The organism is Xanthomonas sp. NCPPB 3005 (assembly GCF_041228095.2).
Lineage (GTDB): Bacteria > Pseudomonadota > Gammaproteobacteria > Xanthomonadales > Xanthomonadaceae > Xanthomonas_A > Xanthomonas_A bonasiae.
Genome location: NZ_CP166096.2, coordinates 5,056,294 through 5,081,873, shown reverse-complemented (window position 1 = coordinate 5,081,873; position 25,580 = coordinate 5,056,294). Strand labels below are relative to the sequence as shown.

Below are 25,580 nucleotides of genomic sequence, written 5' to 3'. Positions count from 1 at the left end.
CGGCGCTCGCCATGGGAGCGAATCCCGCGCATCGTAGACCGAATCGCGCCGGGCGGCGTGCACACCTGGGGGTATGGTCCGTCCTGATGGCGCCGGCTGGACATGCCGCAAGACGTGTGGACAACGCGTTGCGGGAGCGGCGCTGGGCGGCCTCGGCAAGCGTTTCCGCTGCTAGCCGCTGCAAGCGGGCGCCGACCGTCGATGCCTGGACCGGAAGATGCGCGTCGCGTGGCGCTCGAACGCGTACGTGCGCCCGCGCCGGACCGCGAGCGTCGGTCGTCCGGCGGTCCCCCGTGGCGGTGCTTCTCGCCCGTCGCGACACAAGTGCCCAGGGGTCGGGCTGGCACGAGCGCGAACACCGGCAGCGCCGCGATGCGATCGCCGTGGCCGGTCGTGAAGGCGATTCGCCGAGCGGCGGCGGCCGGCCGCATCGTTCGCCGCCGAGCAGGCGGTCCGCGATGGCGGCCGGTGCGGCGCGTCATCCAGGTGTCACCGAATTGACCCAAACTTGCCGAACTGGGGAGCCGGTCCCATCGACCGTGCGGCCTTTCTCATCCGCGAACGCGGCAGGATCGAACGATGAAATACATAGTGCTGGCGCTGGCATGCGCCCTGGCGGCACCGGCGGCGCTGGCGCAGTCGGGGTATGTGGAGATCGAGCGCAAGTTGAGCGCCGAGCAGGTGCGCGAGGTCGGGCTGACTCCGGCGCAACTGGCCACGCTCAACCGCCTACTGCGCGACGCCGATGCGCGCGAGGCGGCACAGGCCCCGGCGCGGCCCGCGTCGGCGCCTGCAGCGGCCGTCGCCGGCGATCCCCAGGCCGGGCAGGGCATGATGATCGGCCTGGACGACGGCCCGATCAGCGCCCGCGTGCAGGGCGAAGTCGCCGGCTGGGCGCCGGGCACCGTGTTCGTGCTGGACAACGGCCAGCAGTGGAAGGTGCTCAAGGGCAGCATGGCCCTGCGCACCGCGCTGGCCTCGCCGGTGATCAAGGTCGTGCCCGGCATCGCCGGACGCTGGTTCCTGCAGGTGGACGAAGACCTGCCGAAGGCGCGGGTCTACCGGATCCGCTGAGCGCCTGCGGCGTACCGCACGCGGCGCCTGGCTGGGCGCGCCTGCATTGCAGGTACCCGGCGGTAGGGCCTCAATTCGCGTGTTCGAAGGCCTCGAGCAGCTTGGCGCCCAGCCGCGCGTCATCCCTGCCGCAGTGGATGGTGGCCTCGTCGCTGGCCTCCCCGCCGTGGTGGCGGAAATCGACGGATGGGATGAAGGCCACCGTATCGCCGGTCCATTCCACGCCCACGGCTTTCGCCTTCTTGCCGAGAGCGGCCCAACGCTTGACGCCGGCGGCGTGCAGGATCGGCCGCTGGATGCGCTTCCATTCGGACTGCGGCGGATGCGCGACGCCTTCGATCGAATGTTGCAGCGATTGCCTGATCGCGCGCGCCAGCCCCGCCGGATCGTCCGCACGGATGGACAGAACCTCCCCATGCGCGATCCACAGGCCGGTGTCGGTCAACGACATCGCCTGAAGCAGGACGGTTCCCTCGATCCTGTAGGCGGCCACCTTCTTCATCCTGGCTCCGGGCGGTGTTGCCATCGGCCGCGGCGCGGCCTGCCTCACCCCGCCGCGCGCATCCGCAGGGTCAGGCCCTTGAGGAAGTTGCGCAGCAGTTGGTCGCCGCACAGGCGGAAGTTCTTGTGCTCGGGCTGGCGGAACAGCGCCGACAGCTCCGGCTTGGACACCGGGAAGCCGGCGTCGGCGAAGATCTGGTGCATGTCCACGTCCTTGAGCTGGAACGCCACGCGCAGCTTCTTCAGCACCACGTTGTTGGTGACCCGGGTTTCCACCGGGCGCGCGGGCAGGCTGTCGTCGCGGCCGCGGTAGTGGAACACCAGTCCGTCGAGGAAGTGCGCCAGCACCAGATCGCTGCATTCGACGAAGCCGTCCTCGTCTTCCTTCTTCAGGTAGGCCGGCACTTCGCTCTTGTCGATCGGGAAGGCGGGATCGGCGAGGTGGACCGTGTCCACGATCATCTGGTCGCTCAGGTCGAGCATGTAGCGGATGGAGCGCAGTACGTCGTTGTTGATCATGGCCGGTCCGGTGCTGCCGGTCGCGTCCGGCTGGGTGCGTAGTCTAGCCGTGTCATCCATCGCGAGCAGGCCGCCATCTGCCGGGTCCGATCCGCGCGCCGTGGTCGCTGGCGTCCTCGCTGCGCCCTTGCCCGCACGTGGCCGCATCTCCACGTTTCCACAGCCCGCTGTTTCACAGGCGGGGCCGGGCTTCGTCTTTAGGGCTGGAGCGAATGCGCTCCGTCCCCATGGATCGCAGGAGTCGACGATGAGCAATTATCTCCCCCAGCGCAGCTACCGGCAGGGCAAGTTCGAGCTGGAGGTGTATCCCTACGTGGCCCCGCCCGACAACGTGTTCGAGGCACTCGCGGCGCTGCAATACGGAGCCGATTTCCGCCTGCGCTTCAGCCGTGCCGCGCCGCAGAGCGGGGAATTGGGGCTGATCCAGCTGATTCTTCCGCAGACCCGGGTGTTCACCCATACCGTGATCGGAAGCTGGAACGTGGACAAGCGCGCGGCCGATCCGGCGCAGCGGCCGATGCTGCGTTGCCTGTACGGCGAGCCGGACCACTTGGTCGGCCCGCATTCGGCCTACTATGAAGGCCAGCCCGTGCGCAGCACCGGCGCCACCGAGTGCAGCCTGATCGACACGCCGCGCGAGTTCAACGCCGCGATCGAGGCCGGCCGCTTCAGCGGCACGACCGAAACCCGTTTCGCCAACTATCTGGTCGACCTTGCGAGCGGCGAGGTGTACGACCAGGGCATCGTCTGGCGCTACCACGTCATCCAGGACGCGACGCATCTGACCCGTTTCGACCTCAGCATCGACCCGCCGACGCCATGCACGCTGAAGACCAGCAGCGCGCACCGCGGTGCGCTCGCGCGCTTCCTGGGCATGGAGCGCGACGAGGTCACCAGCTTCGTGCGCTGATCCGCTGGATCGCCGGCGGCGTTTGCATCCGCGCGCGCATGCGCCCCATCATCGGCGCATGGACAACACGATTCCCAAGCAGAGCCCGGTGCCGGCGCTCAATCCGCGCCAGGAACAGCTGGTGGCGCTGGTGCGGCAGCAGGGCTATGCCGAAGTGGAAGGGCTGGCCACACGTTTCGAGGTGACCCCGCAGACCATTCGCCGCGACGTGGCGCTGCTGTGCGAGGCCGGCCTGTTGCGCCGCTACCACGGCGGGGTCAGCCTGCCGTCGAGCGTGGAGAACCTGGCCTACACCGCGCGCAAGGCGCTGCAGGCGCAGGAGAAGCGGCGCATCGCCACGCTGCTGGCGCAGCACATCCCTGACGACGCGTCGCTGTTCATCAACATCGGCACCACCAACGAGGACGTGGCGCGCGCGCTGATGGGGCACAGCGGGCTGCGGGTGATCACCAACAACCTCAACGTGGCGGTGATGATGAGCGCCAATCCGAGCTTCGAGGTGATGGTGGCCGGCGGGCGCGTGCGCGGCCGCGACCAGGGCGTCACCGGCGAGGCGACGATCGAGCTGATCCGCCAGTTCAAGGTGGATTTCGGCGTGATCGGCATTTCCGGCATCGATCCGGACGGCACCTTGCTGGATTTCGATTTCCACGAGGTGCGGGTGGCGCAGGCCATCATCGAGCACTCGCGGCAGGTGTTCCTGGCCGCCGACCACAGCAAGCTCGGCCGCAACGCCATGGTCCGGCTCGGGCCGATCGCGCGGGTCCAGGCCTGGTTCACCGACCGCGCGCCGCCGCCGGAACTGGCCGCGGTGCTGGCCGAGGCCGGCACCCGCGTGTTCGTCGCCGAGGGGGGCGCCGACGGCGAGGCCGAGGCGGACGTGGCGGCCGGCAGCCAGGCCGATCCGGACTGAGCGCGGCATCGGCAGGAGGCCGGGCGGCCCCAGAGGCCGCGGCGAACGACACGGCGACCCCGCAGTTCGTGTGCGTTTATGTTCGTATTGTTTCGTTATTATGACGTTAAACTCTGCCGAAGGTCGCTGTCGGCGGGAGCTCTGGTGCCGGAAATGAGGCGGTTTGCACGTGGCTATGCCGCGAACGGCAAGGCTTTGCGTTGACTCCACGCTGCACTGCAGCGTGCTATGTTCGAAAATGTTCGTTTACGATCTTTTCGTCCTTCGTCGTCGACCCGAGCGTTCGTTCGCCCGGGGACACGACGCTTCCGGAGTCAGGCAATGCGCGAGATCTACGATGTGCTGGTGGTCGGTGGCGGCATCAACGGCGTGGGCATCGCCCGCGACGCGGGGGGCCGCGGCCTGTCGGTGTGCCTGTGCGAGCGCGACGATCTGGCCTCGCATACCTCCAGCGCCAGCACCAAGCTGATCCACGGCGGGCTGCGCTACCTGGAGCAATACGAGTTCGCGCTGGTCGGCAAGGCGCTGGCCGAGCGCGAAGTGCTGCTGCGCCTGGCCCCGCACATCATCTGGCCGCTGCGCTTCCTGCTGCCGCACCAGCCGCATCTGCGCCCGGCGTGGATGATCCGCACCGGCCTGTTCCTGTACGACCATCTCGGCCGCGGCCGTCGCACCTTGCCGGGGTCCAAGCGCATGGCGCTGCGTTCGGATCCGGTCGGCGCGCCGCTGCGCGAGGAATTCCGCACCGGCTTCGTGTATTCCGACGCCTGGGTACAGGACGCGCGGCTGGTGGTGCTCAACGCGATGGACGCAGCGCAACGTGGCGCGCGCATCCTGACCCGCACCCGCTGCGTCGCGGCGCGCCGCGTCGGCGGCGTATGGCAGGTGCAACTGGAGCATGCCGACGGGCACCGCCAGGAGGTGCAGGCGCGGGCGCTGGTCAATGCCGCCGGGCCGTGGGCGGTGCAGTTCCTGGACGACGTGGCCAAGGTCGGCCACGACCACGCGCTGCGCCTGGTCAAGGGCAGCCACATCGTGGTGCCGCGGCTGTTCGAGCACGACCATGCCTACATCTTCCAGCAGCCCGACCGGCGTATCGTGTTCGCGATCCCCTACGAGCACGACTTCACCTTGATCGGCACCACCGACGTGGACTACCGCGCCGATCCGTCCGCGCCGAAGATCGATGCCGAGGAGACGCGCTACCTGTGCGAGGCGGCCAACCGCTATTTCCTCAAGCAGATCGCGCCCAGCGACGTGGTGTGGAGCTACAGCGGCGTGCGCCCGCTGCTCGACGACGAGGAGGACAACGCCGCCGAGGTCACCCGCGACTACCTGCTGGAACTGGACACGGACGACGGCGCGGCGCTGCTCAACGTGTTCGGCGGCAAGCTCACCACGTATCGCAAGCTGGCCGAAGAGGCGGTGGACCGGCTGGTCGCGCAGGCCGGGCGCAAGGCGCCGGCCTGGACCGCGCGCGGCGCGCCGTTGCCCGGCGGCGAGCGCCGCGACATCCGCGCGCTGGCGCAGGAGCTGCGCGCGGCGCGGCCATGGCTGAGCGAGGCGACCGCGTGGCGGCTGGCGCGCAACTACGGCACCCGTGCGGTGCAGCTGCTGGGCGACGCGGCATCGGTGCAGCAACTGGGCCAACACTTCGGTGCCGATCTGTATCAGGCCGAAGTGGACTACCTGCGCGAACACGAGTGGGTGACCCAGGCCGACGACCTGCTGTGGCGCCGCAGCAAGCTGGGCCTGCGCATCGACGCCGCCGGCCGCCAGCGCCTGATCGACTATCTGCAGCAGGCGCCGGCCGCGGTGGCTGCCGCGCCCGCATGAGCCGCGCACCGCGGCCGGCCCGCCCGCCATCGGGTGCCGGCCGTGCGTGCACAATCGCCGCGCGCATCGGCCATCGCCGCCGCGCGCGAACCTGGAAACGACCGTGGAGGGTGGCAGGCATGTGCAAACCGACGACCGGCATCGCCGGCAATGCGACGACAGCGACAGGGGAGCCGCGGCCATGAACCGGCAACTGCTCGGCGAGCTGATTTCCGAAGCGGTGGCGATGGTGATCATCATCGCCTTCGGCTGCTCGGTGGCATGCATGTACGTGCTGTACGACCCCAGCCCCTACCAGCACGCCTACTGGGGCGTATGCATGGCCTGGGGCCTGGCGGTGACGATCGCCATCTACGTCACCGCGTCGGTCTCCGGCACCCACGCCAACCCGGCGGTGACGCTGGCGCTGGCGCTGTTTCGCGGTTTCGCGTGGAAGAAGGTGTTGCCGTACTGGGCGGCGCAGGTGGTCGGCGCGTTCCTCGGCGCGGCCATCGTCTATCTGCTGTTCGCGCCGGTGATCGACCATTACAACCAGACCCAGCACCTGACCCGCGCGGCGGGCGGGGCGGCCGGCGTGTTCTTCACCGCGCCGGGCCTGGCGATCACGCCGATGCATGCGCTGCGCGACCAGGTGATCATGACCGCGTTCCTGATCTTCGGCATCTTCGCCATCACCGAGCGCTACAACGAAGCCGCGCCCGGCGCCAATGCCGGCGCGCTGATCATCGGCCTGCTGGTGGCGACCATCGGCGCCTCGATGGGCTACCTGGAAGCGTGGGCGATCAATCCGGCGCGCGATTTCGGGCCGCGCCTGTTCGCCTATTTCGCCGGCTGGGGATCCTCGGCGCTGCCGTCGGCCGACAACTACTGGTGGATCCCGATCGTCGGCCCGCTGGTCGGCGGCGTGATCGGCGGCGCCGCCTACCAGTGGCTGATCTATCCGTTCCTGCCGGCGCGGGTGAAAGCGCTCGAGGAAGAAGCGGCGTCGCGCCGGGCCTGAGCCGGCGCGCGGTATCCGGTGCCGGCGTCGCCGGCACCTCCCCAATCATTCCGGGCGCCGCAGCGCGCGCCTTACGACCCCGCAGGAGTCACCGATGGAAAAGAAATTCATCCTGGCCATCGACCAGGGCACCACCAGTTCGCGCGCGATCCTGTTCGACCGCAAGGGCCACATCGTGGGCATGGCGCAGCGCGAGTTCGGGCAGATCTTCCCGCAACCGGGCTGGGTGGAACACAATCCGCGCGAGATCATGACCAGCGTCTACACCACGATCACCGAACTGCTGAACAACCAGCAGGTGGACGCCAGCGCGATCGCCGGCATCGGCATCACCAACCAGCGCGAGACCGCGGTGGTGTGGGACCGCGCCACCGGGCAGCCGATCTACAACGCCATCGTCTGGCAGTCGCGGCAGACCAAGGACATCTGCGAGCAGCTCAAGGCCGCCGGCCACGAGGACATGGTGCGGGCCAAGACCGGCCTGCTGATCGATGCGTATTTCTCCGGCACCAAGGTCAAGTGGATCCTCGACCATGTCGAGGGCGCGCGCGAACGCGCGCAGCGCGGCGAGCTGGCGTTCGGCACCATCGACAGCTGGCTGATCTGGAACCTCACCGCCGGCAAGGTCCACGTCACCGACTACACCAACGCCTCGCGCACGCTGCTGTACAACATCCACGAACTGCGCTGGGACGAAGAGCTGCTGCAGATGCTCGACATCCCCGCCTCGATGCTGCCGGAGGTGCGCTCTTCCAGCGAGATCTACGGCACCACCCAGGGCCAGTATTTCTACGGTCATGAAGTGCCGATCGCCGGCATCGCCGGCGACCAGCAGGCGGCGCTGTTCGGCCAGGCCTGCTTCGAGCCGGGCATGGCCAAGAACACCTACGGTACCGGCTGTTTCATGCTGATGAACACCGGCGAGAAAGCGGTGGAATCCAAGAACGGCCTGCTCACCACCATCGCCTGGGGCGTGGACGGCAAGGTCGTGTACGCGCTAGAAGGGGCGATCTTCGTCGCCGGCTCGGTGGTGCAGTGGCTGCGCGACGGCCTGCGCATGCTCGGCAAGGCCAGCGACTCGGAAGAGTACGCCGAACGCGCCGGCGACAACGACGGCGTGTACTTCGTGCCGGCGTTCGTCGGCCTGGGCGCGCCGTACTGGCGCAGCGACATCCGCGGCGCGGTGTTCGGGCTGACCCGCGGCACCACCAAGGAACATTTCATCCGCGCCGCGGTGGAGTCGATGGCGTATCAGACCCGCGACGTGCTGACCGCGATGCAGGTCGATTCGGGCATCGAGCTGAAGGAACTGCGCGCCGACGGCGGCGCGATCAGCAACGACTTCATGGCCCAGTTCCAGAGCGACATCCTCGACGTGCCGGTGCTGCGCCCGGAAGTGGCGGAAACCACCGCGCTGGGCGCTGCCTACCTGGCCGGCCTGGCGACGGGCTTCTGGAAGGATCGCGCGGAGATCGCGCAGCAGTGGGCGGTGGACCGCCGCTTCGAACCGCGCATGCCGGCCGACCGCCGCGAGGAACTGTACGCCGGCTGGCAGCAGGCGGTGGAAGCGACGATGGGGTTCCGCATTCGCTAGCAGTCGCCAGCGCGCGCTTTCTCTCTCTCTGTAGGAGCGGCTTCAGCCGCGACCGGACCTTGCCGGGAGCCGGTCGCGGCTGAAGCCGCTCCTACAGGGGGTTGCGGCGCCTGACGCTACACGTACTGCGTCGGCCCGCGCGGCCCCGGCACCGGGGCGTCGACGCCACCGACCGGATCGCTGATCGGCGGGATGGTCGGATCGATCGGCTGGTCGGGGATCGGATCCACCGGCCGGTCCGGCGTCGGGTCCACGCCGGGATTGGGCACCTGGCCCGGCACCTCGTTCGGTGGCTGCTGCGGATCCTGGCCGGGGTTGGGATTCTGCATCTGCATATGCGCCTCGTGATTCGGGAACCAGGCTGCACCGTGCGCGCCGCCGCGAACGCAGCGCGTGAAGCCGAGGGCAAGGGCGGATGAAGGCGCGCAAGCGCTGCTCCCTGCGGAGGGTGCTCCATGCCTTGGGGAAAGCACGGCATGCAGGCGGTGCGCTCGCGCGCGACGCGGCGCACGCCATTGGAATGCGCAGCTGCGGCAAAGCGTGATTGCTTCCCCAGCATGGCCACGCGGCCGCAAAAACCGCACGCCAGGCGTTGACCGAACCCGGCGCAGCTGCGCAGCCTGCAAGCGACACCGCACGGGATGCACAGCGCATGGCACGTCGTTTTCCCTGGAGTTGGCTGGCCTTGCTCGCGGCCTGCGCGCTGCTGGTGGTGCTGGCCTGGCAGAACCGCACGCTGCGCGAAGAGCGGCGCTGGTTCGTGACCCGCACCACCGAGCCGTACCTGGGCATGTATGTGCCGAAGATCGCGGCGACCGCGCTGGACGGTTCGGCGCTGACCCTGGGCGTGCCGGCGGCGGACGCCCAGGTGCTGTTCTTCTTCACCACCACCTGCCCGTACTGCAAGCGCTCGGCGCGTAGTGTGGTGCAGGCGGCGCAGCGCCTGGCCGAGCAGGGCGGCGGCCGCGTGCAGGTGCTGGGGGTGTGCCAGTGCAGTCCCGACCAGGCGCGCCGCTATGCCATCGAGCACCGCTTCGCCTTTCCGGTGACCACGCTCACCGACCGGCGCGCGCTGATGCTGTTCCGCGCGCGCAACGTGCCGCTGCTGCTGGCGCTGGACCGCGATGGACGGGTGCGCTATGCGCGCGTCGGCGTCTTCGATACCACGGAGCGGGTGCAGGACCTGGTGGCCGCAGTGCGACGCACGGAGGCGCCGGCGGCCTTGGCAATTCTCGAGGAGTGAAGACATGAAACAGCGTTGGACAGCGTTGCGCAACGGGATGGTCGCCGCCGTGTTCCTGGCATGCATGGGCTTCGGCGCGGTGCAGGCGACCGCGGGCGACGGGATCGAGAAGGATGCATCGTGTAGCGCCTGGGCGTGTCAGCAGGAATGCGCGCCGTTCGGCGGCGAGTTGGGGCCGGGCGGTCCCGGCAAGCCGCTGGTCTGCTACTGCTGCGGTTGACCCAGCGCCGGGGCCGGCCGCGGCCGGCTCCGGCTTAACCGCACGCAGGCGCGCATCGCGGCCGTGCTGGCGACGCGGCAGGCGCTGCGGCATGCTGCTGCCGCATGCGGCGCTACGACCTGATCATCTTCGATTTCGACGGCACCCTGGCCGATTCCTTCGCCTGGTTCCTGGACACCATCAACGACATCGCCGACGAGTTCGGCTTCCGCCGCTTCGAGCCGGCGCGGCTGCAGGAAATCCGCAGCCTGAGCGCGCGCGAGCTGATGGCGCGCAGCGGCATCCGCTGGTGGCGGGTACCGGCGGTGGCGCGGCGCATGCGCGCGCTGATGGCCGCGCAGATCGAGCGCATCGCGCTGTTCGACGGCGTGGCCGAGCTACTGGACGCGCTCGCGCGGGCCGGCGTGCAGTTGGCCCTGGTGACCTCCAACAGCCGCGACAACGTCGAGCGCGTGCTCGGCGCCGAACTGACCGCGCGCTTCCGCCACATCGGCTGCGGCGCCGCGGTGCTGGGCAAGCGCCGCAAGCTGCGCGCAGCGCTCAAGGCGTGCCGGGTACCGGCCACGCGCGCGCTGTGCGTGGGCGACGAGATCCGCGACGCCGACGCCGCGCGCCAGGCCGGCATCGCCTTCGCCGGCGTCGGCTGGGGCTACACCCTGCCGGCCGCGCTGCAGCCGCACACGCCGCTGCCGCTGCTGCAGCGTCCAACGGATGTGTGGGACCGACTGGGCCTGGCAATTCCAGCCTGATCGCGACCCTGGCCCTACCGGGCCGCTCTCCCAGCTCCCGATTCCCGGCCCGCCGGCGCTCCCCGCCTGCTCGCAACCCCGCCGCGCCGGGGAACTGCTTCTACCCATTCCCGATTCCCCATTCCCATCTCCCAGCCCCAATGCTGCACCGCGTCGTTGATTGTTCACTTATGATTGCTATATTCATATACGAACAGCCGGCAAGCGGCGCCAGCGGTCAGGGCGACGCGATCCGGCCACCATCCGATCTGGCCCCAGGTGGGCGGAGGCGTGGCATGCGCAATCCCAGCAGTCCCCGATCCTGCAGGTCGAGCGGGCGCCTTGCGTCGGCGAACGGCCGAGGCCGATGCGAGTGAACGCTGCCATCGCCGCCACCGAACCCGGCCCGATCGCGCAGCGCCCGCTGGGCCGCAGCGAGGTGCGCATCGCCACGCTCGGCTTCGGCGCCGCGCCGATCGGCAATCTGTATGCGGAAGTGGACGATGCGGTGGCGCTGGCCGCGGTCGCCGACGCCCATGCCGCCGGCATCCGCCATTTCGACACCGCGCCGTACTACGGCTACGGGCTGAGCGAACGCCGGCTCGGGCAGGGCCTGCGCGGGCTGCCGCGCGCCAGCTACACGCTGTCGACCAAGGTCGGGCGCCGCGTCTACGACGACGCTGGGGCCGCGCCGGGGCGCGACGGCTTCGCCGTGGCCGGGCGCGGCGCCGCGTTCGACTACAGCCGCGACGGCGTGCTGCGCGAGTTCGAGGCCAGCCTGCAGCGGCTCGGTACCGACCACGTGGACATCCTGCTGCTGCACGACATCGGCCGCCTCACCCACGGCGAACGCCACCCTGCGATGCTGCGCCAGGCGCTGGACGAGGCCTTGCCGGCGATGGCCGAGCTCAAGGCCAGCGGCGCCTGCCGCGCGATCGGCATCGGCGTCAACGAGGAAGACATCGCGCTGGAACTGATGCCGCTGTTCCCACTGGACTGCGTGATGCTGGCCGGCCGTTACACCCTGCTCGAACAGCACGCGGCGCAGCGGATCATGGCGCAGGCGCTGCAGCATCAGGTCGGCATCCTGGTCGCCGGCCCGTACAGCTCGGGCCTGCTCAGCGACGCGCGCGGCCCCGGCGACACCTACAACTACGCGCCGGTGGATCCGGCCACGCTGGCGCACGCGCAGCGCCTGTTCGCCGCCTGCGCGGCGCAGGGCGTGGACGTGGGCGCGGCCGCGCTGCAGTTCCCGCTCGCGCACCCGGCGGTCGCCGCGGTGGTCGCCGGCATGCGCACGCCGGCCGAGGTGGCCAGCGCCGCCGCGCGCCTGCAGGCGCCGATCCCGCCGCTGCTGTGGCAGCAACTGCGCGACCAGGGCCTGCTGCAGGCGCAGGTGCCGACGCCGTGAACCTGGTCGATGCGCACGTGCACTTCTGGCAGCTGGCGCGCGGCGACTACGCCTGGCTGACGCCCGAACTCGCCGCGCTGTATCGCGATTTCGTGCCCGAGGACCTGAGCGCCGCGCTCGATGCGCACGGCGTGGATGCGATCGTCGCGGTGCAGGCGGCACAGACCGAAGCGGAGACCCGCTACCTGTTGCAACTGGCGCGCGCGCAGCCGCGCATTGCCGGCGTGGTCGGCTGGATCGAGTTCGAGGCCGCCGACGCGGCCGCGCGCATCGCCGCGCTGTGTGCCGAGGGCGACGGCCTGCTCAAGGGCCTGCGGCCGATGGTGCAGGACCTGGCCGATCCGCAGTGGCTGGCGCGGCCGCAGCTGGATCCCGCGTTCGACGCGATGCTGCGGCACGATCTGGCGTTCGACGCGCTGGTCAAGCCGTTGCACCTGCCAGCGCTGCAGGCGCGCTTGCAGCGCCATCCGGCATTGCGCGTAGTGCTCGATCATGCCGCCAAGCCGGCGATCGGCGGCGATGGTTTCGCCGCCTGGGCCGACGGCCTGGCACAGCTGGCGCAGCACCCGAACGTGCTGTGCAAGCTGTCCGGCCTGCTCACCGAACTGCCTGCCGACGCCGACGCGACGGCGATCGAGCCGTACGTGGCGCAGGTGTTCGCCTGCTTCGGCGCGCAACGGGTGCTGTGGGGCAGCGACTGGCCGGTGCTGACCCAGCGTGCCGGCTACGGCGAGTGGTTCGCGCAGGCGCAGGCGCTGGTCGCGCGCCATGCCGCCGGCCACGCCGCCGACGTGTTCGCCGGCACTGCGCGCCGTTTTTACCGTTTGTCCGACCCGATTCCTTCCCCCTGATTGAGAGTGCCCACCATGACCACGTCCGCATTCCTTCCCCGGAGCCGCGCATGAGCGGCCGACTGCAAGGCAAGCGCTGCCTGATCACCGCCGCCGGCGCCGGCATCGGCCGCGAGAGCGCGCTGGCCTGCGCGCGCGCAGGCGCGCAGGTGCTGGCCACCGACATCGATGCCGCCGCGCTGCAGGCGCTGGCCGCCGAATCCGATGCGATCGTCACGCAGACGCTGGACGTCACCGACGCCGCGGCGATCCAGGCGCTGGTCGCGGCGAACGCGCCGTTCGACGTGCTGTTCAACTGCGCCGGCTACGTGCACCAGGGCAGCATCCTCGACTGCGACGAACCGGCGTGGCGGCGTTCGTTCGCGATCAACGTCGATGCGATGTACTACCTGTGCCAGGCGGTGTTGCCGGGCATGCTGGAACAGGGCCGCGGCAGCATCGTCAACATGTCCTCGGTGGCGTCCAGCATCAAGGGCGTGCCGAACCGCTTCGCCTACGGCGTGACCAAGGCCGCGGTGATCGGGCTGAGCAAGGCCATCGCCGCCGACTACGTGGCCAAGGGCATCCGTTGCAACGCGATCTGCCCGGGCACGATCAAGACGCCGTCGCTGGGGCAGCGGGTCAAGGCGCTGGGCGGCGACGAGCAGGCGGTGTGGAAGAGCTTCACCGACCGCCAGCCGATGGGCCGCCTCGGCGACCCGCGCGAGATCGCGCAGCTGGTGGTGTACCTGGCCTCGGACGAATCCTCGTTCACCACCGGGCAGACCCACATCATCGACGGCGGCTGGTCGAACTGACCGCCTACCCATTTCCCTTCAGAGAGGATCTCCCATGAAACTGCTGCGCTATGGCGAACCTGGCCACGAACGTCCGGCCCTGCTCGACGCCGATGGTCACCTGCGCGACCTGTCCGCGATCATCGACGACGTCGCCGGCGAGCACCTCACCGCCGCCGGCCTGGACACGCTGCGTGCGCTCGACCCGGCCACGCTGCCCAAGGTGCAAGGCGAAGTGCGCTACGGGCCGGCCGTGGGCCGCGTCGGCAAGTTCATCTGCGTCGGCCTGAACTACGCCGATCACGCCGCCGAGTCGGGCATGGCGGTGCCGGAGATGCCGGTGCTGTTCATGAAGGCCACCACCGCGATCAGCGGCCCCAACGACACCGTGACGATTCCGCGCGGCTCGAAGAAGAGCGACTGGGAAGTGGAACTAGGCGTGGTGATCGGCGATGTCGCCCGCGACGTATCGCTGGAAGACGCGCTCAAGCACGTCGCCGGCTACGCCGTGATCAACGACCTGTCCGAGCGCGAGTTCCAGCTCGAGCACGGCGGCCAGTGGGTCAAGGGCAAGAGCTGCGACGGCTTCGGCCCGCTCGGCCCGTGGCTGGTCACCCGCGACGAAGTGGCGGATCCGCAGAACCTGTCGATGTGGCTGGAGGTCAACGGGCACCGCTACCAGAACGGCAACACGCGCACGATGGTGTTCGGCGTGGCCGAGCTGGTCAGCCACATCAGCCGCTACATGACGCTGATGCCGGGCGACGTGATCAGCACCGGCACGCCGCCGGGCGTGGGCCTGGGGCAGAAGCCGCCGATCTACCTGAAGCCGGGCGACGTGATGGCGCTGGGCATCGAGGGCCTGGGCGAGCAGCGCCAGGCCGTGGTCGCTCACCCGCGCGACGCGCAGTAAAGCGTTAAAGCCCCTCTCCCCCCGGGAGAGGGGTTGGGGTGAGGGTACGAGGCGAAGCCACCTCGCCATCCATCCGGATGCGGTCTTCGCTCGCGCCACCACATCCCACGTGTGGGACAGGGCTGCGTGCTTTTACTTCGTTCGTGTTCTGGATGGGCGGCGGCAGTCGTGCACTCCCGCACCCTCACCCCAACCCCTCTCCCGGGGGGAGAGGGGCTTTTTCATCGCATTTTCTTTTTCTCTACCGCCTCACCGACCAGGATCCCCATGAGCAAAATCGTTGCCCTCGAGACCTTCGACGTGCGTTTCCCCACTTCGCGCGAACTGGACGGTTCCGATGCGATGAATCCGGATCCGGACTACTCGGCCGCCTACCTGCGCCTGCGCACCGATGCCGACGACGGCCTGGCCGGTTACGGCCTGGTGTTCACCATCGGCCGCGGCAACGACGTGCAGAGCGCGGCGATCGCGGCGCTGTCGCACCATGTGATCGGGCGCGACGTGGAAGAAGTCATCGGCGACCTGGGCGGCTTCGCGCGCAGCCTCACCGACGATTCGCAGTTGCGTTGGCTGGGCCCGGAGAAGGGCGTGATGCACATGGCCATCGGCGGCGTCATCAACGCCGCCTGGGACATGGCCGCGCGCCGCGCCGGCAAGCCGCTGTGGCGCTACATCGCCGAGCTGTCGCCGGAACAGCTGGTGGCCACCATCGACTTCCGCTACCTCACCGACGCGCTGACCCCGGACGAAGCGCTGGCCATGCTGCGCGCGGCCGAGCCGCTGCGCGCCGAACGCCTGCAGACGCTGCTTGAGCAGGGCTATCCGGCCTACACCACCTCGCCCGGCTGGCTCGGCTACTCCGACGAGAAGCTGGTGCGCCTGGCCAAGGAAGCGGTGGCCGACGGCTTCCGCACGATCAAGCTCAAGGTCGGCGCCAACGTGCAGGACGACATCCGCCGTTGCCGCCTGGCGCGCGAAGCGATCGGCCCGGACATCGCGATGGCGGTGGATGCCAACCAGCGCTGGGACGTGGGTCCGGCGATCGCCTGGATGCGCCAGCTGGCGGAATTCGACATCGCCTGGATCGAGGAGCCGACCAGCCCCGACGACGTGCTCGGCCACGCCGCGATCCGCCAGGGCATCGCGCCGGTGCCGGTCTCCACTGGCGAGCACACGCAGAACCGCGTGGTGTTCAAGCAATTGCTGCAGGCCGGCGCGGTGGACCTGATCCAGATCGACGCCGCGCGCGTGGGCGGGGTCAACGAGAACCTGGCGATCCTGCTGCTGGCGGCGAAGTTCGGCGTGCGCGTGTTCCCGCATGCCGGCGGCGTCGGCCTGTGCGAACTGGTGCAGCATCTGGCGATGGCCGATTTCGTCGCCATCACCGGCAAGATGGAAGACCGCGCGATTGAGTTCGTCGACCACCTGCACCAGCACTTCGTCGATCCCGTGCGGATCGCACACGGCCGCTACCTGGCGCCGACGCTGCCGGGCTTCTCGGCCGAGATGCACGCGCAGTCGGTCACCCAGTACCTGTACCCGGACGGCCCGTTCTGGAGCGCGGACCTGGCCGCGCAGCAGGTATAACGCTGCAAGCGCGCGGCCCAGGACCGCGCGCGCCCCCTGTAGGAGCGGCTTCAGCCGCGACGAACGAAGCGGCGGACTCGACGGCTCCGGACGCCGTCGGGACTGAAGCCCCTCCCACAGTGCACCCAGCCGGCTCGCCGCAGCTTCTGTAGGAGCGGCTTCAGCCGCGACAAACGAAGCGGCGGACTCGACGGCTCCGGAAGCCGTCGGGACTGAAGTCCCTCTCACAGTGCACCCAGCCGGCTCGCCGCAGCTTCCTGTAGGAGCGGCTTCAGCCGCGACGAACGAAGCGGCGGACTCGACGACTCCGGAAGCCGTCGGGACTGAAGTCCCTCCCACAATGCACCCAGCCGGCTCGCCGCAGCTTCTGCAGGAGCGGCTTCAGCCGCGACGAACGAAGCGGCGGACTCGACGGCTCCGGAAGCCGTCGGGACTGAAGTCCCTCCCACAATGCATCCAGCCGGCTCGCCGCAGCTTCCTGTAGGAGCGGCTTCAGCCGCGACGAACGAAGCGGCGGACTCGACGGCTTCGCAGGCTATCGGGGCCGAAGTGCTTTCGCAGTGCCATTGCCTGCAGCGCACGCATCCCTGTAGGAGCGGCTTCAGCCGCGACGCGCTTTCCCGATCAATCTGTCGCGGCTGAAGCCGCTCCTACAGGGTGGTTTCGGCAGCGCGGGGAACCGCTTGCCTCAGTCGCGCTCCTGCCTCCGCGCCTGCTCCGCTACCGCCGCCTGCAGCGAAAAGATCTGCAGCGCTTCGCGCCATTTCTCGCCCGGCGCCGAACCCGGCAGCGGCTTCTGGAAGCGCCACATCAACTCCTCCCAGGCTTGCACGCGCGGATCGGCCGCATCGGCCGCGGCCTTGGCCGCGGGCGAATAGTCCGCGTCCACCTCCATCAGCATCACCAGGCGGTCGCCGCAGCGGTGGATGTCCAACTCGCGGATGCCGGCGGCGCGCAACGAGGCGACGATCTCCGGCCACACCGTGTCGGGGCGATGCCAGCGTTCGTATTCGGCGATCAGCGCCGGATCGTCGTGCAGGTCGAGCAGATAGCAGTGACGCGGCATCTCAGGCTCCCGCGACGGTGGCGCGCGTCGCGGCCGCGCGGTCGCGCGCATAGGACGCGAACACCAGGATCACCGCGAAGCACAGCGCCGGCACGGTCATCGCCCAGTGGATGCCGGCGCGGTCGGACAGCGCGCCCATCAGCGCGGTCAGTGCGGCGCCGCCGATGATCGACATCACGATCAGCGACGAGCCGAGCTTGCGTGCGTCGTCGTTCAAGCCGTCCAGGCCCAGCGCGAAGATGGTCGGGAACATCACCGACATGAACGCGCTGCTGGCCACCAGCGCGTACAGCCCGGTCCAGCCCGGCAACGCGATCGCCACCCCGCACAGCAGCAGGTTGAGCAGCGCGAACGCGCCCAGCAGCACCGCCGGCGCCACATAGCGCAGCAGGAAGGTGCCGATGAAGCGGCCGGCCATGAACAGCACCAGCGACACGGTCAGGAAGCTGGCGGCGGTCTTCTCCGGGGTGCCCGGCACCGCGTCCTGCAGGTAGCGGATCAGGTAGCTCCAGATGCCGACCTGCGCGCCGACGTAGAAGAACTGCGCGACCACCGCGAACACGAAGCGGCGGTTGCGCAGCAGCGGGCCGAAATAGGCCTTGCCGCCGCTGGCCGCGGCGCCGCTGTCGCGGGTGACCGGGAAGCGGGTCAGCCCGATCAGCAGCGCCCACAGCACCACCACCGCGCCGATGATCAGATACGGCGTCTGCACCGCCGCCGATTCGGCGGCGAAGAAGCTCGCGCGTGCGGCCGGCGCCATCGCCGCCAGTTCCTGCGGCGTGTGCTCCACGCCGGACAGGATGAAGTGCTGGCCGATCAGCACGCCGGTGATCGAGCCGAGCGGATTGAACGCCTGCGCCAGGTTCAGCCGCCGCGCCGCGCCTTCGGCCGGGCCAAGCACGGTGACCAGCGGATTGGCGGTGGTTTCCAGGAACGCCAGGCCGCTGGCGATCACGAACAGCGCCAGTAGGAACAACCCGTAGGTGTGCTCCTGCGCGGCCGGGTAGAACAGGAACGCGCCGGTCGCGTACAGCAGCAGGCCGAGCACCACCGCCGCCTTGTAGCTGAAGCGGCGCATGAACATCGCCGCCGGGATCGCGAACACGAAGTAGCCCAGGTAGAACGCGCTCTGCACCAGCCCGGCCTGCAGGTCGGACAGCTCGAAGGCCTTCTTGAACTGTTTGATCAGGATGTCGTTGAGGTTGTTCGCCATGCCCCACAAAAAGAACAGGCTGACGATCAGGACCAGGGGCACGATGGCGGTACGCGCCAGGCTGCCGGGCGCCGCTGTTGCGGTGTCGCTGCTGTAGTGCATGCCGCCTACCCCTCCCAGGATGTGCCGCGTCGCGTTGAAGTTGTCGCCGGAGCGTACTGCGGTCGCTGTCGCCATGCAAATATAAAATACGTGTTTATATTTGCATGGCGCGCCATGGCGTGCGTCGTGTCCGAACACTGACGCGGACGGTCTTCGCAGGCGACGGCGCAGGCGTGCACGCGTCGGACCTGGCAGGCCATGCGGACATCCGCGCGCCAGGCGCGGGCCGGTTTCGCCGCGCTTCTGTCCGCGGACATTCCCTGTACCCTAGCGCCCTTCCACCCCCCGCCTGGCCTCGACGGAATGACCACGCCCCCGCCCAAGTACCGTGCTCCCGCCCTGGACAAGGGCCTGGATATCCTGGAACTGCTGGCGCGCGACGCGCGGCCGATGACGATGAGCGAGATCTCGCAGGGCATCGGCCGCTCGCGCGGCGAGATCTTCCGCATGCTGCAGGTGCTGGAAGAGCGCGGCTACCTGACCAAGGGGCCGGGCGAGGGCGGCTATGTGCTGACCAACCGCCTGTTCATGCTCGGCATGCAGCAACCGCAGGTGCAGAACGTCACCGAGGCGGCGCTGCCGGTGATGCGCCGGCTGGCCGATGCGATCCGCCAGCCCTGTCACCTGGTGGCGCCGTCGGACGACCAGATCGTGGTCATCGCGCAGATGGACGTGCCCAGCGACCTGGGCCTGGTGGTGCGCCCCGGCCATCGCCGCCCGCTCGCGCATTCCACTTCCGGCCTGGTGCTGTTCGCATTCCAGCACGAAGACGCGCAGGCGCGGTTGCTGCAGCGCCTGGACGCCGGCGACGTGGCCTACGACCGCGCCGCGTTCCTCGCCGCCGCCGCGCAGGTGCGCGCGCTGGGCTACAGCATCCACCCCAGCGAAGCGGTGGTCGGCGTGATCGACCTGACCGCGCCGATCCTGCAGCACGGCAGCGCCATCTACACGCTGACCGTGCCGTTCATCGAACGCCGCCCGCAGGAAATCGATGCGCAGGCGGCGATGCAGGCGGTGTGCGCGGCGGCGGCGGAGATCAGCGCGGCGTTGGGCGTGTAGGCTGGGGTACGCTGCACAGAGCGATAGGCCGCAGTCGTGCCGACATTGGCGAACGCCGTAGCATCACGACGGCGCGACGATCAGGGGGAGGGCTGCGCGTGAATGCATGGGACGGCATCGTCGTGTTCGCCATCGGTGTCGCGCTCGTGGCGCTCGGGCTGCTCGTCTGGCTGCAGCATCGCCGCGATCACCAGACGGAATGGTTGGTGGAGCAGTCCTTTCGGCGCATCTCCGTCACCAGCGACGGTGTTCTCCTCACCGGTGCGGATCTGGTCGTGGTGAAGAAGGTGCAGCAATTCATGGACGCCAACTACGATGCGTCCTTCATGTTCGATAGCGAGGCCATGAATGGCAGCAATGCATTCTGGTACTGCAGCGGACCCGGCGCGCGCTGGTTCCTGGCGATCCCGTCGGTCACCGCGCAGCGAGGGCGGGTCGACGTGCAGTGGGTCGTGCGTCCGCTGACCGAGCAGCGCATGCGTGCCGTGCTGCGCTTCGATCGCGAGGCCTACCGGCGCGCGTTCGGCGCACCCCCCGACAAGGTCTAGCGAACGCGCTGGCACCGAACCCGCAGGCGTCGTCCAGCTGAATCGTCGCTAATCCCAAACGCTGTTTCAGCGCGCCCGATAGCGCCTGTTGCACCGCAGCGTGCATTGGTCACGGTTTCATAATTATATCGTAATTACAATTTTGGCCGGCCCGCCAGCCTGCGCGGACCACCCTCCATTCGCCGACGGAAAGCCTTATGCCTCAGGACTGGAACACGCTCGCCGACAATCGCCGGCAACGCCTGCAGCGCGCCGAAGGGCTGGCGCGCGGGCGCCTGGTGGAGGCCAAGGACGCCGTGGCGTTGCTGGAGGCGGTGATCGAGCCGGGCGACCGCGTGTGCGTGGAAGGCAACAACCAGAAACAGGCCGATTTCCTCTCGCAGTGCCTGACCGAAGTCGATCCGGCACGGGTGCACGGGTTGCACCTGCTGCAGTCGGTGCTGGCGCTGCCCTCGCACCTGGACGTGTTCGAACGCGGCATCGCGCAGCGCCTGGATTTCTCCTTCTCCGGGCCGCAGGCGCTGCGCCTGGCGCGGCTGGTCGCCGACAAGCGCATCGAGATCGGCGCGATCCACACCTACCTAGAACTGTTCGGGCGCTACTTCGTCGACCTGACCCCGCGCGTGGCGCTGGTCGCCGCGCAGGCCGCCGACCGCCACGGCAATCTGTACACCGGGCCGAACACCGAGGACACGCCGGTGATCGCCGAGGCCACCGCGTTCAAGGGCGGCATCGTCATCGCCCAGGTCAACGAGATCGTGGACACGCTGCCGCGCGTGGACATCCCCGCCGACTGGATCGGCTACGTGGTGCAGGCGCCGCGCCCGCACTACATCGAACCGCTGTTCACCCGCGACCCGGCGCAGATCTCCGAGATCCAGGTGCTGATGGCGATGATGGCGATCAAGGGCATCTACGCCGAGTACGGCGTGGACCGGCTCAACCACGGCATCGGCTTCGACACCGCGGCGATCGAGCTGCTGCTGCCGACCTACGCCGAGTCGCTCGGCCTGCGCGGCAAGATCTGCCGGCATTGGGCGCTGAATCCGCATCCGGCGCTGATCCCGGCGATCGAGTCGGGCTTCGTCAAATCGGTGCACTCGTTCGGCTCGGAACTGGGCATGGAGAAGTACATCGCCGCGCGCGCCGACGTGTTCTTCGCCGGCCCCGACGGGTCGATGCGTTCCAACCGCGCGTTCTCGCAGACCGCCGGCCTGTACGCCTGCGACATGTTCATCGGCTCCACGCTGCAGATCGATCTGCAGGGCAACAGCTCCACCGCCACCCGCGACCGCATCGCCGGTTTCGGCGGCGCGCCGAACATGGGCTCGGACGCGCGCGGCCGCCGCCACGGCAGCAACGCCTGGCTCAAGGCCGGGCGCGAGGCGGCGCGCCCGGGCGAGATGCCGCGCGGGCGCAAGCTGGTGGTGCAGATGGTGGAAACGTTCCGCGAGCACATGGCGCCGGCCTTCGTCGACCGGCTCGACGCGTGGGAGCTGGCCGAGAGCGCGAACATGCCGCTGCCGCCGGTGATGATCTACGGCGACGACGTCAGCCACGTGCTGACCGAAGAGGGCATCGCCAACCTGCTGCTGTGCCGCACGCCGGAGGAGCGCGAACAGGCGATCCGCGGCGTGGCCGGCTACACCGCGGTGGGCCTGGGCCGCGACAGGCGCATGGTCGAGAACCTGCGCGACCGCGGCGTGATCCGCCGTCCCGAGGACCTGGGCATCCGCCTGCGCGACGCCAGCCGCGACCTGCTGGCCGCGCGCAGCGTCAAGGACCTGGTGCGCTGGTCCGGCGGCCTGTACGCGCCGCCGCAACGTTTCCGCAACTGGTAAGGGATGTCGATGGAAACCCTTCGCTATCGCTACGACGGGCGCCTGGCGCCGAACGGCCGGCGCGACCACGTGCTGGTCGGCGTGGTGTCTTCCGGCAATCTGGAAGTACTGATCGAGCCGCAGGACCTGGGCGGCGCGATGCAGATCGAGATCGTCACCGCCGCCGACGGCTTCGGCACGGTCTGGCAGGCGGTGCTCGACGATTTCGCCGCGCGCCATCCGCTGCGCGACGTGCGCATCTCGATCAACGATGTCGGCGCCACGCCGGCGGTGGTCGGGCTGCGCCTGGACCAGGCGGTGGAAGCCTTGCAGGAGGAGGCGTGATGCATCCAATCCCGACATTCGCAATCGCCACGCTCTGTGTAGGAGCGGCTTCAGCCGCGACAGTGTCCGGAGCCGGCGATAGTTCGGCTCCGTTCGTCGCGACTGAAGTCGCTCCCACAGGTGATGTTGCTCGGTTTCTTACTGTAGGAGGGTCTTCAGTGCCGACTGTGTCCGGAGCCTGGGACATTTCGACTCCGCTCGTCGCGGCTGAAGCCGCTCCTACAAGGGATGCCGTGCCTGCGGGGAGCCCTGTTGTGGGAGGGGCTTCAGCCCCGACGCGATCCGCCGGCAGCGCCTGGATGGCGCCGGCCGCGATCCAGGCGCCTGCTGCAATGAACGAGCGTCCCGCATTGTCCATCCGGCGAGTAAGCCACCCACACCGGAGCTGCGCATGAGCGCGATCCCGAACAACCGCCGCCCGCGCAGTTTCTACGAAGCCGACGCGCGCGAGCGCATCGCCGGCCTGCTCGATCCTGGCTCGTTCCGCGAGTTCGTCGGCCCGCGCCAGCGCGCGATGAGTCCGCACCTGGCGCAGCTGGACCAGCCCGGTGCGTTCGACGACGGCATCGTCGTCGGCGAGGGCCGGCTCGACGGGCGCACGGTGCTGATCGCTGCGCAGCAAGGCCAGTTCATGGGCGGCGCGGTCGGCGAGGTGCACGGCGCCAAGCTCACCGGGCTGCTGCAGCGCGCCGCGGCGACCAAGCCGTCGGCGGTGCTGCTGCTGCCCGACACCGGCGGCGTGCGCCTGCATGAGGCCAACGCCGGACTGATCGCGATCTCCGAAATCATGCGCGCCACCCTGGACGCGCGCGCCGCCGGCGTGCCGGTGCTGGCGCTGATCGGCAGCGGCAACGGCTGCTTCGGCGGCATGGGCATCGTCAGCCGCTGCTGCTCGCGCATCGTCATGTCCGAGGAAGGGCGGTTGGGCCTTTCCGGTCCGGAAGTGATCGAGACCGTGCGCGGGGTGGAGGAATTCGATTCGCGCGATCGCGCCCTGGTGTGGCGGGTGACTGGCGGCAAGCACCGCTATCTGCTCGGCGAGGCGCAGGCCTTGGTCGCCGATGCCATCGAGGATTTCCGCGCCGCGGCGATCGCCGCGCTGGCGGCGCCGCCGGCCGAAGACGACGACGGCCTGTCGCGCATCGCCGCAGAACACGCCGCGCTGCGCCAGCGCCTGGACGCCTACGGCGACTGCCGCGACGGCATCGACATCTGGCGCCGCCAGGGCATCGCCGATCCCGAAGCGCTGCCGCTGCTGGACACCGCCGCCTTCCTTGCCGCCGTCGCCGACCGGAGCCCGTGATGGAACTGATGCCTTTGCTGGAAGCGTTGTTCCCGCTCGGTCACCGGGTCGAGGTGCGCGATGGCGTGATCGGCGGCAGCGCCAGCACCGCGCTCGGCGAGGTCACCGTGATCGGCAGCGCCGACAAGCTGGAAGTGGGCGTGGAGCACGCGCTGGCGCTGGCCGCCGCGGTGCTGGACAGCACCCGCACGCATCCGCAGCGGCCGATCGTGATGCTGGTCGATACCGCCGGCCAGCGGCCGTCGCGCAAGGACGAACTGCTCGGCATCAACGGCTATTTCGGCCATCTGGCGCAATGCCTGGACCTGGCGCGGCGGCGCGGCGCGCGGCTGCTGACGCTGGTCTACGGCGAATCGGTCAGCGGCGGCTTCCTCGCCTTCGGGCTGATGGCCGACGCGATCTACGCGCTGCCCGAGGCGCAGGTGCGGGTGATGGACCTGCGCGCGATGGCGCGGGTCACCAAGCAGCCGCTGGAGAAGCTGCAAGCCTTGAGCAAAAGTTCGCCGGTGTTCGCGCCGGGCGTGGAGAACTACGTGGCGATGGGGGCGGTGGAAGCGCTGTGGCAGGGCGATCTGGCGCAGGCGCTGGTCGCCGCGCTGCAGGCGCCGCTGCACGGCGATGTCCGCGCGCAACGCGGCGCCGAACGCAATGGCCGCCTGCTCGCTGCGCCGATCGCCGCGGAGGTCGCCGCCGGCCATGCATGAGCCGCTCACCCGGCACGACCTGGTCTGGCTGGCGGCCGATGCGCCATGGCAGGCACGCACGCCGGGCGCGCAGGCGCGCCTGCGCGACTGGTTCGCGGCCGGCCATCCGGCGATCGTCGCGCGCGGCGATCGCAGCGACGACGCGCAACTGCTGCGCCTGGGCGTGCCGTTGCCGCCGGCCGAAGGCAAGCAGCGGCTGTCGCTGTCGGCCGAGCGCGATGCGGTGGTGCGGCAGCGCGCGCCGCTGACGCTGGACGAAGTCTGTGCGCAGCGGCCGGCAGTGCCGGCGTGGCAGCTGCCGCTGCGCGAGTTGCAGGCACTGGCCGCCACGCATGGCCTGATCCCGCGCGTATTCGGCGCCTTCGCCTGGCAGGCGCTGACCGGCTTGCCCTACGTGCAGGCCGGTTCGGACATCGATCTGCTGTGGCCGGTGCCGTCGCCGGCGCAGGCCACAGCGCTGCTCGCCGACTTGGCGCGCTGGGAACAGCGCCACGGGCATCGCGTGGATGGCGAAGTGCTGCTGCCCGACGGCAACGCGGTGAGCTGGCGCGAGCTGGCCGGCGACAGCGCGCAACTGCTGGTCAAGGCGCTGCGCGACTGCCGGCTGCAGCCGCGCGCCGAGCTGTTGCGGGCATGGGGGGCGTGATGGATCTGCAGGCTGAGCGCGGCGTGGCATACGGTTGTTTCCCGGCGTCGGCAGCGCCCGCAAGTGCGGATGTGTCGGCGGAAGAAGCCGTCGGGCCTGAAGTCCCTCCCACAGCGCAGGTAGCCAGCCACCCGCGCGTCCCTGTAGGAGCGGCTTCAGCCGCGACGAACGCAGCGTCGGAGCTTCCGGCTTCGGAAGCTGCCGGGACTGAAGTCCCTCCCACAGTGCAGGTAGCCAGCCACTCGCGCGTCCCTGTAGGAGCGGCTTCAGCCGCGACGAACGCAGCGTCGGAGCTTCCGGCTTCGGAAGCTGCCGGGACTGAAGTCCCTTCCACAGCGCAGGTAGCCAGCCACCCGCGAGCCCCTGTAGGAGCGGCTTCAGCCGCGACGAACGCAGCCTCGGAGCTTCCGGCTCCGGAAGCCGTCGGGACTGAAGTCCCTCCCGCAGTGCAGGTAGCCAGCCACCCGCGAGCCCCTGTAGGAGCGGCTTCAGCCGCGACGAACGCAGCCTCGGAGCTTCCGGCTCCGGGAGCTGTCGCGACTGAAGTCCCTCCCGCAGTGCGGGTAGCCAGCTATCCGCCAGCCTTTGTGGGAGCGACTTCAGTCGCGACGAACGAAGCAGGAGTCGTTAGAACGTCGAAAGCGCTCGTGGCCAAAGCCTCTCCTGCAGTGCAATTCGCTGGCGTTCCGCAAGTAGCC

26 protein-coding genes are annotated in these 25,580 nt (G+C 69.6%); 21 read left to right on the top strand and 5 right to left on the bottom strand.

What is annotated here, in order from left to right:
* Positions 1-579 precede the first annotated feature (579 nt).
* Entirely contained in the window at positions 580-1,074 is a 495-nt protein-coding gene (locus AB8810_RS22050) for a hypothetical protein (RefSeq protein ID WP_369914895.1), read from the top strand.
* Between the two features lie 70 nt (positions 1,075-1,144).
* Here AB8810_RS22050 and AB8810_RS22045 read toward each other — a convergent pair whose 3' ends face one another.
* Both AB8810_RS22045 and AB8810_RS22040 read right to left on the bottom strand, forming a co-directional pair.
* Complete coding sequence (locus AB8810_RS22045; protein ID WP_369914894.1) at positions 1,145-1,576, bottom strand: hypothetical protein; 432 nt, start codon at positions 1,574-1,576, stop codon at positions 1,145-1,147.
* Positions 1,577-1,620: 44 nt separating this feature from the next.
* Positions 1,621-2,094: a DUF1456 family protein gene (locus tag AB8810_RS22040; RefSeq protein WP_179569339.1), complete on the bottom strand. Its 474-nt coding sequence runs from the start codon at positions 2,092-2,094 to the stop codon at positions 1,621-1,623.
* Positions 2,095-2,341: 247 nt separating this feature from the next.
* Here AB8810_RS22040 and AB8810_RS22035 point away from each other — a divergent pair, with 247 nt between their 5' ends.
* The 5 genes from AB8810_RS22035 to glpK all read left to right on the top strand — a co-directional run bounded on the left by AB8810_RS22035 (position 2,342) and on the right by glpK (position 8,347).
* Positions 2,342-3,004 carry a hypothetical protein gene (locus tag AB8810_RS22035; protein ID WP_179569337.1) on the top strand — a complete coding sequence of 221 codons (663 nt, stop codon included), beginning with the start codon at positions 2,342-2,344 and terminating at the stop codon, positions 3,002-3,004.
* Positions 3,005-3,062: 58 nt separating this feature from the next.
* The gene (locus AB8810_RS22030) at positions 3,063-3,917 is read left to right on the top strand and encodes a DeoR/GlpR family DNA-binding transcription regulator (protein ID WP_369914893.1); all 855 of its coding nucleotides are present in this window, start codon (positions 3,063-3,065) and stop codon (positions 3,915-3,917) included.
* Positions 3,918-4,238: 321 nt separating this feature from the next.
* Positions 4,239-5,753 (top strand): glycerol-3-phosphate dehydrogenase, encoded by a 1,515-nt coding sequence (glpD, locus tag AB8810_RS22025; RefSeq protein WP_369914891.1) that lies wholly within the window; start codon positions 4,239-4,241, stop codon positions 5,751-5,753.
* A 181-nt stretch (positions 5,754-5,934) separates the two neighbouring features.
* Positions 5,935-6,753 (top strand): MIP/aquaporin family protein, encoded by an 819-nt coding sequence (locus AB8810_RS22020; RefSeq protein ID WP_179569331.1) that lies wholly within the window; start codon positions 5,935-5,937, stop codon positions 6,751-6,753.
* Positions 6,754-6,847: 94 nt separating this feature from the next.
* Positions 6,848-8,347, top strand: coding sequence for a glycerol kinase GlpK (gene glpK, locus AB8810_RS22015; protein WP_179569329.1), 1,500 nt, complete (start codon positions 6,848-6,850; stop codon positions 8,345-8,347).
* 116 nt (positions 8,348-8,463) lie between these two features.
* On the opposite strand, the gene AB8810_RS22010 is transcribed toward glpK, so the two are convergent.
* Positions 8,464-8,682: a hypothetical protein gene (locus tag AB8810_RS22010; protein WP_179569327.1), complete on the bottom strand. Its 219-nt coding sequence runs from the start codon at positions 8,680-8,682 to the stop codon at positions 8,464-8,466.
* A gap of 344 nt (positions 8,683-9,026) precedes the next feature.
* On the opposite strand from AB8810_RS22010, the gene AB8810_RS22005 reads away from it, so the two are divergent.
* The 8 genes from AB8810_RS22005 to AB8810_RS21970 all read left to right on the top strand — a co-directional run bounded on the left by AB8810_RS22005 (position 9,027) and on the right by AB8810_RS21970 (position 16,076).
* Positions 9,027-9,590, top strand: coding sequence for a peroxiredoxin family protein (locus AB8810_RS22005; RefSeq protein ID WP_369916703.1), 564 nt, complete (start codon positions 9,027-9,029; stop codon positions 9,588-9,590).
* A gap of 4 nt (positions 9,591-9,594) precedes the next feature.
* A complete protein-coding gene (locus AB8810_RS22000) occupies positions 9,595-9,810 on the top strand; it encodes a hypothetical protein (RefSeq protein WP_185821341.1) in 216 nt (71 codons plus the stop codon).
* A 104-nt stretch (positions 9,811-9,914) separates the two neighbouring features.
* On the top strand, positions 9,915-10,559 hold the full coding sequence (locus tag AB8810_RS21995; RefSeq protein ID WP_369914890.1) for an HAD-IA family hydrolase: 645 nt from the start codon (positions 9,915-9,917) through the stop codon (positions 10,557-10,559).
* A 388-nt stretch (positions 10,560-10,947) separates the two neighbouring features.
* Positions 10,948-11,949, top strand: coding sequence for an aldo/keto reductase (locus tag AB8810_RS21990; protein WP_369916702.1), 1,002 nt, complete (start codon positions 10,948-10,950; stop codon positions 11,947-11,949).
* Entirely contained in the window at positions 11,946-12,800 is an 855-nt protein-coding gene (locus tag AB8810_RS21985; protein WP_369914889.1) for an amidohydrolase, read from the top strand. The genes AB8810_RS21990 and AB8810_RS21985 overlap by 4 nt, the downstream gene beginning before the upstream one ends.
* Positions 12,801-12,850: 50 nt before the next feature.
* On the top strand, positions 12,851-13,597 hold the full coding sequence (locus AB8810_RS21980) for an SDR family oxidoreductase (RefSeq protein ID WP_179569319.1): 747 nt from the start codon (positions 12,851-12,853) through the stop codon (positions 13,595-13,597).
* Between the two features lie 34 nt (positions 13,598-13,631).
* Entirely contained in the window at positions 13,632-14,489 is an 858-nt protein-coding gene (locus tag AB8810_RS21975) for a fumarylacetoacetate hydrolase family protein (RefSeq protein ID WP_206259867.1), read from the top strand.
* Between the two features lie 267 nt (positions 14,490-14,756).
* Positions 14,757-16,076: an L-fuconate dehydratase gene (locus AB8810_RS21970; RefSeq protein WP_369914888.1), complete on the top strand. Its 1,320-nt coding sequence runs from the start codon at positions 14,757-14,759 to the stop codon at positions 16,074-16,076.
* Between the two features lie 688 nt (positions 16,077-16,764).
* Here the strand turns inward: AB8810_RS21970 and AB8810_RS21965 are convergent.
* Both AB8810_RS21965 and fucP read right to left on the bottom strand, forming a co-directional pair.
* Positions 16,765-17,142, bottom strand: coding sequence for an L-rhamnose mutarotase (locus AB8810_RS21965; RefSeq protein ID WP_206260016.1), 378 nt, complete (start codon positions 17,140-17,142; stop codon positions 16,765-16,767).
* Position 17,143: 1 nt separating this feature from the next.
* Positions 17,144-18,457, bottom strand: coding sequence for an L-fucose:H+ symporter permease (fucP, locus tag AB8810_RS21960; RefSeq protein ID WP_206231132.1), 1,314 nt, complete (start codon positions 18,455-18,457; stop codon positions 17,144-17,146).
* Positions 18,458-18,760: 303 nt separating this feature from the next.
* On the opposite strand from fucP, the gene AB8810_RS21955 reads away from it, so the two are divergent.
* The 7 genes from AB8810_RS21955 to mdcG all read left to right on the top strand — a co-directional run bounded on the left by AB8810_RS21955 (position 18,761) and on the right by mdcG (position 24,882).
* Positions 18,761-19,516: an IclR family transcriptional regulator gene (locus AB8810_RS21955; protein ID WP_053834697.1), complete on the top strand. Its 756-nt coding sequence runs from the start codon at positions 18,761-18,763 to the stop codon at positions 19,514-19,516.
* A 98-nt stretch (positions 19,517-19,614) separates the two neighbouring features.
* On the top strand, positions 19,615-20,064 hold the full coding sequence (locus AB8810_RS21950; protein ID WP_206231116.1) for a hypothetical protein: 450 nt from the start codon (positions 19,615-19,617) through the stop codon (positions 20,062-20,064).
* Positions 20,065-20,261: 197 nt separating this feature from the next.
* Positions 20,262-21,905, top strand: coding sequence for a malonate decarboxylase subunit alpha (gene mdcA / locus AB8810_RS21945; protein ID WP_369914887.1), 1,644 nt, complete (start codon positions 20,262-20,264; stop codon positions 21,903-21,905).
* A gap of 9 nt (positions 21,906-21,914) precedes the next feature.
* Positions 21,915-22,229: a malonate decarboxylase acyl carrier protein gene (gene mdcC / locus AB8810_RS21940; protein ID WP_369914886.1), complete on the top strand. Its 315-nt coding sequence runs from the start codon at positions 21,915-21,917 to the stop codon at positions 22,227-22,229.
* A gap of 391 nt (positions 22,230-22,620) precedes the next feature.
* A complete protein-coding gene (locus tag AB8810_RS21935; protein ID WP_369914885.1) occupies positions 22,621-23,532 on the top strand; it encodes a biotin-independent malonate decarboxylase subunit beta in 912 nt (303 codons plus the stop codon).
* A complete protein-coding gene (gene mdcE / locus AB8810_RS21930; RefSeq protein ID WP_206231147.1) occupies positions 23,532-24,236 on the top strand; it encodes a biotin-independent malonate decarboxylase subunit gamma in 705 nt (234 codons plus the stop codon). The genes AB8810_RS21935 and mdcE overlap by 1 nt, the downstream gene beginning before the upstream one ends.
* Positions 24,229-24,882 (top strand): malonate decarboxylase holo-[acyl-carrier-protein] synthase, encoded by a 654-nt coding sequence (mdcG, locus tag AB8810_RS21925; protein ID WP_369914884.1) that lies wholly within the window; start codon positions 24,229-24,231, stop codon positions 24,880-24,882. The genes mdcE and mdcG overlap by 8 nt, the downstream gene beginning before the upstream one ends.
* The last annotated feature ends 698 nt before the right edge of the window (positions 24,883-25,580 follow it).

Bases quoted from the DNA above. Each gene is read 5' to 3' on its own strand.
- AB8810_RS22050 (WP_369914895.1), top strand. From the start codon at position 580: ATGAAATACATAGTGCTGGCGCTGGCATGCGCCCTGGCGGCACCGGCG.
- AB8810_RS22045 (WP_369914894.1), bottom strand. From the start codon at position 1,576: ATGAAGAAGGTGGCCGCCTACAGGATCGAGGGAACCGTCCTGCTTCAG.
- AB8810_RS22040 (WP_179569339.1), bottom strand. From the start codon at position 2,094: ATGATCAACAACGACGTACTGCGCTCCATCCGCTACATGCTCGACCTG.
- AB8810_RS22035 (WP_179569337.1), top strand. From the start codon at position 2,342: ATGAGCAATTATCTCCCCCAGCGCAGCTACCGGCAGGGCAAGTTCGAG.
- AB8810_RS22030 (WP_369914893.1), top strand. From the start codon at position 3,063: ATGGACAACACGATTCCCAAGCAGAGCCCGGTGCCGGCGCTCAATCCG.
- glpD (WP_369914891.1), top strand. From the start codon at position 4,239: ATGCGCGAGATCTACGATGTGCTGGTGGTCGGTGGCGGCATCAACGGC.
- AB8810_RS22020 (WP_179569331.1), top strand. From the start codon at position 5,935: ATGAACCGGCAACTGCTCGGCGAGCTGATTTCCGAAGCGGTGGCGATG.
- glpK (WP_179569329.1), top strand. From the start codon at position 6,848: ATGGAAAAGAAATTCATCCTGGCCATCGACCAGGGCACCACCAGTTCG.
- AB8810_RS22010 (WP_179569327.1), bottom strand. From the start codon at position 8,682: ATGCAGATGCAGAATCCCAACCCCGGCCAGGATCCGCAGCAGCCACCG.
- AB8810_RS22000 (WP_185821341.1), top strand. From the start codon at position 9,595: ATGAAACAGCGTTGGACAGCGTTGCGCAACGGGATGGTCGCCGCCGTG.
- AB8810_RS21995 (WP_369914890.1), top strand. From the start codon at position 9,915: ATGCGGCGCTACGACCTGATCATCTTCGATTTCGACGGCACCCTGGCC.
- AB8810_RS21980 (WP_179569319.1), top strand. From the start codon at position 12,851: ATGAGCGGCCGACTGCAAGGCAAGCGCTGCCTGATCACCGCCGCCGGC.
- AB8810_RS21975 (WP_206259867.1), top strand. From the start codon at position 13,632: ATGAAACTGCTGCGCTATGGCGAACCTGGCCACGAACGTCCGGCCCTG.
- AB8810_RS21970 (WP_369914888.1), top strand. From the start codon at position 14,757: ATGAGCAAAATCGTTGCCCTCGAGACCTTCGACGTGCGTTTCCCCACT.
- AB8810_RS21965 (WP_206260016.1), bottom strand. From the start codon at position 17,142: ATGCCGCGTCACTGCTATCTGCTCGACCTGCACGACGATCCGGCGCTG.
- fucP (WP_206231132.1), bottom strand. From the start codon at position 18,457: ATGCACTACAGCAGCGACACCGCAACAGCGGCGCCCGGCAGCCTGGCG.
- AB8810_RS21955 (WP_053834697.1), top strand. From the start codon at position 18,761: ATGACCACGCCCCCGCCCAAGTACCGTGCTCCCGCCCTGGACAAGGGC.
- mdcA (WP_369914887.1), top strand. From the start codon at position 20,262: ATGCCTCAGGACTGGAACACGCTCGCCGACAATCGCCGGCAACGCCTG.
- mdcC (WP_369914886.1), top strand. From the start codon at position 21,915: ATGGAAACCCTTCGCTATCGCTACGACGGGCGCCTGGCGCCGAACGGC.
- AB8810_RS21935 (WP_369914885.1), top strand. From the start codon at position 22,621: ATGAGCGCGATCCCGAACAACCGCCGCCCGCGCAGTTTCTACGAAGCC.
- mdcE (WP_206231147.1), top strand. From the start codon at position 23,532: ATGGAACTGATGCCTTTGCTGGAAGCGTTGTTCCCGCTCGGTCACCGG.
- mdcG (WP_369914884.1), top strand. From the start codon at position 24,229: ATGCATGAGCCGCTCACCCGGCACGACCTGGTCTGGCTGGCGGCCGAT.